At 47.5% G+C, this 1448-nt stretch carries 2 protein-coding genes; both read left to right on the top strand.

What is annotated here, in order from left to right:
• Positions 1-548, top strand: a 548-nt coding sequence (locus ACE3T3_RS15905; protein ID WP_374668637.1) for a Hint domain-containing protein, incomplete at its 5' end; no start/stop codon positions are given.
• Positions 549-555: 7 nt separating this feature from the next.
• Complete coding sequence (locus ACE3T3_RS15900) at positions 556-1149, top strand: hypothetical protein (protein WP_374668635.1); 594 nt, start codon at positions 556-558, stop codon at positions 1147-1149.
• Positions 1150-1448 lie beyond the last annotated feature (299 nt).

Here is a 1448-nt window from a genome sequence, read left to right as displayed (position 1 = left end):
CGCTGGAGGGGGGCAAGCGCATTACGGCGACCGACGGGCACCCGTTCCGCACCAGCGAAGGCTGGCGCGATGCGGTGCTGCTGAAGAAGGGCGCCAAGCTGCTGCTGATGGGCAGCGGGGAGGGGGACGGGTCAGACAAGGCCACCGCCACGGCCACCATCGAGGACGTACGGATAGAGGTCAAGACAACCCGGGTCTACAACCTGGAGGTTGAGAACCTGCATACGTTCTTTGTGGGGGTGCAGGGGTTAGTTGTTCACAATGGCGGAGGGGTTCAGGTTCCATGTGGTACATCTCGAGCTGCATTTAGAAAAGCAAAACGAGACGCAAATATCCCCACATCACAAACGCATAACACTCATAGAAATGGACGTGGTGATCGGCATGGAAGCCCTGCGACGGATTATTTCTTCGACGGCAATAAAACCATCCAAAAGCATCCTGCAGGTCACCCCTGGTCAAGTAATAACGGTTCAAATTTGCCGCATTTTAATAATCACCAACCTCCTGGGGCTCGCGGCGGAACGGGAAATCACTATACATATTGAGATTGACATGGAAAGGAATTATTTTGAATCCGCCATGGGGTTGCCATTTTGTGAATTTCAATCCGATAAGTTGAAAAAATACTCCGTACTGCGATTTGGTTGGGGTGGCATTTCAGAGGTTGAGTTGGATATTGAATTATTTTTTGAAAAACTTGATTTTAATATTGGTGTACTTGAATTTTCTTTGATGGAGAAGAATGATAGGATTGCCGGGTATTTTCAAGGAAATCGTAGTTTATTCTTCTTGCCGGGAAATGGACATGGTGAGCGATTTGCTTTCATCGAAAATAATAATGTTTTATGGATGAACTATGTCCGGCTGAACGGAATTCGCGATACACAGGGTCTTGTTCATCATTTTTTTGGCATGTCCAGGATGTTGATGCTTGTTTCCAGGGATGTTTTGGATAGTAAAATAATTTATGATGGATTGTTTGGCAAATTAAATATAAAGGAAATTTCTTTTGGAGTTAGGCATTGTTTGCAAGATATAATTGATCCTTTATTCGATGGAGGATGTTGTATGGTTGGCTCTGGTCTTGGTGGGGAAAATTACGGCGGCTATGCTTTTGATGTTTTTATGCAAAATAATTTCACTTGAGAAATTCTAGTATTTAAAAATTGACAATAAAATGCAGCAGAAATCGGTTAAAACCTGAGGTGCAATACTCGATTCATTAATATCACACTAGACCATTTGATATCTCATTTGACTTCACCCACCTACATGCACTCCCCCCATCTAGGCCCATCCCCATCCCCATCCCCCACCGCCACCCCCCAGCCCCCCAGCGGCAGGGCGACACCCAGCCGCGCCAGGCTGGCGGCAGCGGTGCTGCTGGCCTGGGCAATAGCAGCGGGCGAGCCGGCCCAAGCGCAAGTCGCAGTCACGCTGCCTAA

This window comes from Acinetobacter sp. (assembly GCF_041919735.1).
In the GTDB taxonomy this organism is placed as follows: Bacteria; Pseudomonadota; Gammaproteobacteria; order Pseudomonadales; family Moraxellaceae; genus Acinetobacter.
This window is presented reverse-complemented; position numbering and strand designations above follow the sequence as displayed.

What these genes read in the sequence shown, in the direction of transcription:
- ACE3T3_RS15900 (WP_374668635.1), top strand. Translation starts at nt 556, where the DNA reads ATGGAAAGGAATTATTTTGAATCCGCCATGGGGTTGCCATTTTGTGAA.